This window comes from Nocardia brevicatena NBRC 12119 (assembly GCF_000308495.1).
In the GTDB taxonomy this organism is placed as follows: domain Bacteria; phylum Actinomycetota; class Actinomycetes; order Mycobacteriales; family Mycobacteriaceae; genus Nocardia; species Nocardia brevicatena.
Window position 1 is genome coordinate 1 of the sequence record NZ_BAFU01000211.1, and the last position, 7,147, is coordinate 7,147.

General features: G+C 64.6%; 9 protein-coding genes and 3 pseudogenes. 6 read left to right on the top strand and 6 right to left on the bottom strand.

The features are described 5' to 3' along the window. Window positions 1-225 precede the first annotated feature (225 nt). A protein-coding gene (locus ON20_RS34970; RefSeq protein WP_245547501.1) for an IS5 family transposase occupies window positions 226-1,067 on the bottom strand; the annotation gives its coding sequence in 2 pieces (ribosomal slippage) (window positions 226-720 and window positions 723-1,067; 840 coding nt in all). Window positions 1,068-1,402: 335 nt separating this feature from the next. Between ON20_RS34970 and ON20_RS36855 the strand changes: the two genes are divergently transcribed. The 4 genes and pseudogenes from ON20_RS36855 to ON20_RS39265 all read left to right on the top strand — a co-directional run. Further along, complete coding sequence (locus tag ON20_RS36855) at window positions 1,403-1,909, top strand: hypothetical protein (protein WP_157229018.1); 507 nt, start codon at window positions 1,403-1,405, stop codon at window positions 1,907-1,909. Continuing rightward, window positions 1,899-2,234 (top strand): hypothetical protein, encoded by a 336-nt coding sequence (locus ON20_RS26315; RefSeq protein WP_040839847.1) that lies wholly within the window; start codon window positions 1,899-1,901, stop codon window positions 2,232-2,234. The genes ON20_RS36855 and ON20_RS26315 overlap by 11 nt, the downstream gene beginning before the upstream one ends. 314 nt (window positions 2,235-2,548) lie before the next feature. Further along, window positions 2,549-2,935 (top strand): annotated as a pseudogene (locus ON20_RS26320) (ArsI/CadI family heavy metal resistance metalloenzyme); the annotation flags it as partial. Beyond that, a pseudogene (locus ON20_RS39265) lies at window positions 2,932-3,165 on the top strand (aquaporin); the annotation flags it as partial. The pseudogenes ON20_RS26320 and ON20_RS39265, both read left to right, overlap by 4 nt. A gap of 348 nt (window positions 3,166-3,513) precedes the next feature. Here ON20_RS39265 and ON20_RS39270 read toward each other — a convergent pair. The 4 genes from ON20_RS39270 to ON20_RS26345 form a co-directional block, all read right to left on the bottom strand. After that, window positions 3,514-3,699, bottom strand: a complete 186-nt coding sequence (locus ON20_RS39270; RefSeq protein ID WP_040839853.1) for a DnaB-like helicase C-terminal domain-containing protein — start codon at window positions 3,697-3,699, stop codon at window positions 3,514-3,516. A 217-nt stretch (window positions 3,700-3,916) separates the two neighbouring features. After that, on the bottom strand, window positions 3,917-4,369 hold the full coding sequence (locus ON20_RS39275; protein ID WP_245547502.1) for a MarR family winged helix-turn-helix transcriptional regulator: 453 nt from the start codon (window positions 4,367-4,369) through the stop codon (window positions 3,917-3,919). 179 nt (window positions 4,370-4,548) lie between these two features. Beyond that, window positions 4,549-5,403 carry a haloalkane dehalogenase gene (locus ON20_RS26340; protein WP_040839855.1) on the bottom strand — a complete coding sequence of 285 codons (855 nt, stop codon included), beginning with the start codon at window positions 5,401-5,403 and terminating at the stop codon, window positions 4,549-4,551. An 11-nt stretch (window positions 5,404-5,414) separates the two neighbouring features. Next, window positions 5,415-5,861 carry a MarR family winged helix-turn-helix transcriptional regulator gene (locus ON20_RS26345; RefSeq protein WP_040839858.1) on the bottom strand — a complete coding sequence of 149 codons (447 nt, stop codon included), beginning with the start codon at window positions 5,859-5,861 and terminating at the stop codon, window positions 5,415-5,417. A gap of 635 nt (window positions 5,862-6,496) precedes the next feature. Between ON20_RS26345 and ON20_RS26350 the strand changes: the two genes are divergently transcribed. After that, entirely contained in the window at window positions 6,497-6,748 is a 252-nt protein-coding gene (locus tag ON20_RS26350) for a type II toxin-antitoxin system ParD family antitoxin (RefSeq protein WP_040839860.1), read from the top strand. After that, window positions 6,745-7,039: pseudogene (locus ON20_RS34985) on the top strand (type II toxin-antitoxin system RelE/ParE family toxin). Before ON20_RS26350 ends, ON20_RS34985 begins: the two are co-directional and overlap by 4 nt. Here the strand turns inward: ON20_RS34985 and ON20_RS38145 are convergent. Then, window positions 6,947-7,147 (bottom strand): hypothetical protein (locus ON20_RS38145; protein WP_218002628.1); only part of this gene is annotated, 201 nt, incomplete at its 5' end. The pseudogene ON20_RS34985 and the gene ON20_RS38145 sit on opposite strands and share 93 nt — an antisense overlap.

Here is a 7,147-nt window from a genome sequence, read left to right on the forward strand (position 1 = left end):
TCAGCGGTCGGAACAAGGGTGCGGGGCAGGGGGCCGAGCGATATGAGCCATCGATGGCAGCCAGCCTGAAAGCCATCCCTGCCCCGCGTGCACACCCCGATCATTCCGGAAAGACCGGGGGCACATCAGAAAGGTAGGGCCGCCTGAACAGCTCACGGCGACACCATTCTTGAACAGCCCACCGGCCCGATCGAACTGGCGTTTCCCCATAGCGGGAGGTGTTCATCAACCGATCGAGTTTTGACACCGATAAGAGGATGTCTCATGTGGGAGTTTCTTGTAGCAGATGAGCGCGGTGGCAAGGTCGACAAAGGCCGCGAAGAGGTGTCCGTGGCGTTCGTAGCGGATGGCCAGACGGCGATAGCCGATGAGCCAGGCAAAGGTGCGTTCGATCTTCCATCGATGACGACCGAGCCGGGCGGAATCGTCGATCCCGCGGCGGGCGATACGTGGGATGATGCGCCGGCAGTGCAGCCAGTGTCGGTGGACGCGGTAGTCGTAGCCTTTGTCGGCGCGCAACCGCTCGGGCCGGCGGCGGCGCGGGCCGCGCCGGGACCTGATCGCCGGAATCGCTGTCACCAGCGGCCGCAGCATGACGCTGTCGTGGACGTTGGCGCCGGTCACGGCGGTAACCAATGGCAGACCATTCGCATCGGACAGGACATGGATCTTCGATCCGGCCTTGCCGCGATCGACCGGATTACGGCCGGTCAGCGATCCCTCTTTTTGGCCCGCACGCTCGCCGAATCCACGATCGCCGCCGACCAGTTGACCTCACCACCGGCACCGAGCCGATCCAGCACTTCCCGGTGTAATCGGTCGAAGAAACCCGCGTCCGCCCAGGCGCAGAATCGACGGTGCGCCGTCGGCACGCTCACCCCGAACGACGACGGCAACTGCCGCCACGCACATCCACTGGTCAACACGAACACGATCGCGACCAACACCGCACGGTCATCGACCGGCGCGGTCCCACCGCCCTGCCGACGCGCAGCGAACTTCGGAATCAGTGGTTCGGCAATGTCCCACAAGGCATCCGGAACCATACGTCGAGCCAGAGCATCCATCACCGAGCAGGCTATACGGTGCAACTATTTCCGTCCACATGAGACGACCTCTAAGGAGTTACTGTCGGTGCCATCCCATATCTGACCTGCCCGTATTCCCTCAGCAGTTACGGATGTGAGGGGCTTGGCGGGCTCGGATAGCTGCGTAGGTGGACCAGTCCGCAGCGGTGGCCGGCAATACGGCCCGGCTACGCGGCCGTGCGGGATTGCGCGCCAGGCCGACGATCGGAATCGTACGACAACGTAAGGGCTGTTCGATCGCATGAGCCGGGGTTTTGGGTATGTCTGGATGACGGGAGGAGGCCACAGACAAGCTCGTCGAGGCCGCCGACCGTGTGAGCAAGGCCGGAATCCGGGGAGCGCAACACCTGCATGATCAGACCAGGGCAGTGGGGTCGAACCTGAAGGAGGGGAATTCCGAGCTCGAACGTGTCGATCAGACGAAATTACCCCCGGATCTCGGCGCAACCGAGAGTCGTGGCCTTCCCGGGTCGGGCGGAGATGCCCCTGCGCCACCTCCATCCGGCGTCATCAGGTCTGTGATCCACGATGACCCACTGCTGACCAAGATCGCGGAAAAGGCCGGCAGGGATCCGGCGATCCAGCGAGAGATGGATCACATGCAAGCGCAACTGGCGAGGGGGAATTTCAACCCCGGACTCGGAACGAAGACGCTGACGGGCGACGGAGGTGTACCGACGGACGTCCGTTACGCTCGCGGAAAGAACGGGGCACGGTTGTACTTCCGTATCGTGAACGGCGAGGTTGTGATAGTGGCAAAAACCCACAAGGATCAAGAGACTCGCGTGACTCGCAGACTGAAGGAACTCTATGCCCGATGACCCGTATCGCGAAATCGTGTCGGACACGTTCACCGTAGAGTTCCTGCTGGGTGCGGAAGACAACCCCGACACGGTCGAAAACGTCGACGCGATACTGACGCTCGACGACGGCTCCCGACGATCCGTGACGGTCATAACGCCCGATCAGATCGAAACGATCATGAAACGGTGGCAGAAATCCGGGGAATACCTGAACGGCGCCTACTTCACATGTCGCGATCTGGTCATCGTCCGACAACCCGGCATTCCAGCGATCACGAAGGTGCTCAACTACATGGTGGAGCATGATCGCGACAGCCTGGAAAGACTCCCGGATGCGGACTGACCCGCCCTTTTGTGCAACATCCCGCCCTTGTCCATACGCTGACCGATCACGGCATCGAAAGCGTCAGATCATCCATGTTCGTCGCTCTGCGTGGCGGTGGGGGACTGTTCCGTCGCCCGTTCGGTCCGCCGACCCGCCGCCGGAACAGTCCCCCACCGCCACACCCTCGCCCAGAGCTACCCCGCCATCGCCGCCCTGGTCTCTGACCGCGACGCCACCCGGTAACCGCCCGCCTCCCCAGGCCGGCACGTCTCGATCCCAATAGCGGATCAAGTCGTTAGCGTGACTTTTCTCGCCGATGTTCCCGGACCCCCGAACCCGCAAAGCTCGAGCCCGGCTACGCCAACTTCATCATCGCGCAGCCGCCGCTGAAGCTGGTGTTGATCGAGAACCCCGGCAAGGGCGGCAGCCTCAACCACCTAGGCGTGAAGGTCGACTCCAGCAAGGAGGTGCACGGCGAGATCGTGCCACTGACCGAGGCCGGGATGTTCACCACCGAGCAGATCGGCACCACCTGTTGCTTCGCGACCCAGGACAAGGTGTGGGTCACCGGTCCGGCCGGGGAACAGTGGGAGGTCTACACCATGCTCGCCGACTCCGAGGTATTCGGCACCAGCCCAGACCCGCTGACCGCCGACCCGAGGGGCGGCTGCGCCTGCGCCCCCGGCGACCAGGAGGCCGCCGACGCGGCGGCCGGGTGACCGAGCCGTCGCCGGTTCGGCGGCTGGTGGCCGAGTTCGTGGGGGCCGGTGTGCTGGTCGCGGTCGTGGTCGGTTCCGGCATGGCCGCCCAGCGGCTCTCGCCGCGTGATGTCGGGTTGCAGCTACTGGAGAACTCGACCGCGACCGTGTTCGGTCCGGGCGTGTTGATCCTTGTGTTCGCGTCGGTGTCGAGCGCGCACTCCAACCCGGTCATCTCGGCCGCGGACTGGCGGCCGCGTACGTCGCCGCGACATCGGGGATCTCACCCCGGCCGCGCGGGAATCGGCCCGCTCGGTGTAGAACCGCAACAACAACGCGAACCCCAACCGCGTCACGCCACGTTTGCACCCACCAGCTCCAACTCGTCACCCATGAGCGTCCAACGGTCGATCAGCTCATCCTGGTCCATCTCCCTCACCACGACCGGAAACCACACCGCAAACCTTTCCGCCGCATCACGATTGCCTGTTTGCGGCCGGTGACACGATCCTTACCGGCACCCCCGGTTGGCCAGCCCTGCTTCGATCATCTCCATCACCGTGTCCGGCGCCGAGGTCGAGCCGGTTCAGCTGTCGCTACTACTTTTGGTCGTCGTTCGAGGAGGAGGGGAAGGCGGCGATGTCGACGAAGCGGCACAGGTGCATCTGATGAGCGACCCTGATAGTGGCTGTAGGCCCGAAGCGGTGCTTGGCGACAATCAGGTCGACCTCACCGCCGCGGGGATGGTCGCGCTCCCACAAGTCGGGCCGCTCGATCAGGATCACCAGATCGGCGATATGGGCGATAGTGCCTGAATCACGCAGGTCCGACAGCGCCGGCCGTGCCGGGATGGCCGGACGCGGACCTGGATTGTTGGTCAGGTGCGAGGGGTGCCGTACGGGTTGGTCGCTGGGAAATCCAAGGTCATACCCGCTCCTTCCGGTTACACCCGCACCCGGCCGGTCGGTGTATGGCCGCGCCGCGAGTGTCGTGGTGAGCCCGTTATTTGCGGGCGAGTTCCTGGTCGAGTTGCCCGGTGATTGTGGTGAGTACCCGTCCGGTCGTCGCCAGGTCTCCAGCGGGCACCGACGCGTAGGCGCGCGCGAGGATGTCGTTTGTGGACTTGCTGACTCTGGCCACAAGTGCGCGGCCCGCGTCGGTCAGGCTCAACAGCTTCGATTGGCCGGCCACCGGGTTGAGCAGGTTCATTCCGATCAACGCGTTCACCGCGCTGTCGGCGGCTTGAGGGTCTTTCAGCCCTTGGGCGGCCTCCCCGACAAGTCGTTGTCGATCGATGGGAGCGCCTGCGGCCGAGGTGAGCATCAGCGCGACCCATTGCTCGTAATCGACACCGGTACCGGCCAGTTCGCGGTCCAGAACCGCGCGGTGGGCGTTCTCTGCTTGGCCGACGATACGGGGGTTGAGCATGCCCGGGGTGTTGGTCTGGGTTGTCACGGTCGGGGCTCCTGTGCTGTGGGTGGGCTGCTGTGGCGTCGCCGCTGCATCGCAGCCGGTCAGTACCGATACGGATGCGAGGACGGAGAGGACGAAACGGCACGAGTGTGTGTACATAGGGTCCTGCCTGGTGGATTCGGGGTGCGAGGGGCGGAAGGCGCGAGAGCCGACGCCACGGTTCAACGCAGGCTGTGGCTGTCCGCCCAGGCGGAGACGGCGGCGGCGATTTCGGTGGGACGGTCCTCGGGCGCGTGGTGCCCAGCTTTGCCGCAGTCGACGATCTCCAGCGACGCAATGTGGCGCGCGCACCAATCCGCCATCGCCTCGGTGATGAGCAACGTCGGCGATCCTTCGAACGTCATCAAGAGCTTGGGAACTCGAGGACTGGCCGCCAGCCACGCGTCGTACGCCTCGATCCGTGCGACGAGCTCGGCAGGTGTGCCACCGAGGGGAATCTGCCGGGCCCAGGCCAGTATCGGCCGTCGACTCTCGCGGGTAGGAAATGGGGCCAGGTAAGCCTCGAGGTCTTGTTCGCTCACCGGAGTGAGCACGCCACCGGTGAATGCCTGTCGAACGAATAAGTCTTGGTCGAGATACAGTTCCTCGCCTTCGGCACCGCGGATCTTCTCGTACCGTGCCCGTGCCTGCGGCGTCAGTTCGTCCCAACACATCGGCTTGACGATGCTCTCCAGAAAAGCAATGCCGAGAACTCGCTCCGGATGGCGGGCTGCCCAGTCGAACGCCAATGCCCCGCCCCAGTCGTGGCCGACCAGCACGACACGGTCCAACGCCATCGCGTCGAACCATTCGTCCAGGTAACGCGCGTGGTCGTCGAAGGTATACGCGATGTCGGGTTTGCCGGATCGCCCCATGCCGATGAGGTCGGGCCCAAGCAGCCGGCCGGCTCCTACACGTGGCAGAATTTCACGCCACAGGTGGGACGAACCCGGGTTGCCGTGCAGAAAAACGAACGGCGTGCCGATTCCGGACTCTTGAAAGTGGATGACGGAGTCGAGCACCTCGATTTCGGGCATGTGAGGTTCCTTTACTGGTCGAAAGGAGCGCGGAGCAGCGTCTCCAGATTTTGGACGAACGTTTCGGCCCGTGCGTCGGCACGGCCGCCCAATGGCATCATCAGCTGGTCGAGCAACTCGGCCACCTTGGTGATCGCCGGCTGTGCGACTTCACGACCGCGATCGGTGAGAGCCAGCCGAATGGCCCGGGGATCTGCGGGGTCGCGGTCACGCCGGATCAAGCCACCTGCGTCGAGAGCACGGGCCAACTTGGATGTGTACAGCGCCTCCAGACCGGTGTGATCGGCGAGTTCTCGCTGCGTCGGCCGCTGCCCGGCTGTTTCCATGCCATACAGCGAGGACAGCAATACGTAGTGGGCGTGAGTCAGTCCGAGCGGCGCGAGCGTCCGATCCACGGCAACCCGCCATTTCATCGATAACCGCCAGACCAGGTATCCAGGCGTCGGTTCAGCTCTCATAACCAGATAATGTACATGGCTATTAAGTACATGGCTACTATCAGCGCGTTGCTCACCCCGCTGGATGCGGCCCACGTCGTGGCGGGTGGCGCGGTGGCGGTTTTCCACCCCGGCGGGTCGTCCGGGACCCGGTCGGGTGGGTTTCGGTGCAGCGGCAGGCGAGCCAGGGGGGATCGCCGAGGATCTCTGGGGAAGTGCTGCCGCGCGGGCGCTGCCCGCTTGCCACCGAGATCTCGTGGCCGCGCAAGGAGAGCAAGGCGAAAAGGCTCATTGCCCGGGTCGCACCCGTTCCGGGCGGGTGCAGGGAGACCGGGGTTCTGCGGTGATCTTTCGTGTGCATGACCGCAGAAGGTAGGGGAGAGGGGTGCACCAGCCCTGCCACCTCGGACAAGAGGGTGAGTTGAAAACGTAATGCTGACACGGTAGGGCCCCCGGAACACATCGGGTGGCGAGACAGCCGCGCATCCGGGATCCTCGGCGCCGTTCGTTCCCGCGGACCCGCCGAACCGGGAGCCTCGCAACTCAGAACATCCACCACAACGCTCGGAGTGATGACCAAATCGCCTAGCGTTGCTCTTTGCGGGGTCCTCCAGATCCATCAGGCTCCAGATACCAAAAATTGGTATCCTCGGGGCATGGGTAAGAACACGTCCTTCAGCCTGGACGAGCACTACAGCGCCTTCATCGAGGCCGAGGTGGCCTCGGGTCGCTACCGCTCGGCCAGCGACGTCGTGCGTTCGGCCCTGCGCCTGCTCGAGGATCACGAGACCCACCTGCGTGCACTGCGGCAGGCCCTGGTCGAGGGTGAACGCAGCGGTTCGTCGACGCCGTTCGACTTCGATGCCTTCCTCGCCCGCAAGCGCGCCGGTGAGCCGGGCCGCCGGTGAGCCGGTACCTGCTCTCTCCCGCAGCCCAATCCGACCTCGAAAACATCTTCGACTACACCTGCGAGCACTGGGATATCGACCAGGCCGAGGCGTATCCTGCGCGAGCTGCAACGCGCCATCGAACGCGCGGCGGCGAACCCGACCATCGGCCGCGCCTGCGACGACATCCGTCCCGGCTACCGGCGCCTGGCCGCCGGATCACACACCCTGTACTACCGAATCACCGACGACGGCGTGATCGATGTGGTGCGGATTCTGCACCAGCGCATGGATATCGACCGCCACCCGTGACCCTCCGGTGAGACCGCCCGGTCCAGCGGGAGGGTCACAGCAGCATGAGCAGCAGGAAGACCACCAGTGCGGGCGGGACGAGCCATAGCCACCGCAGATCCAGGGGTC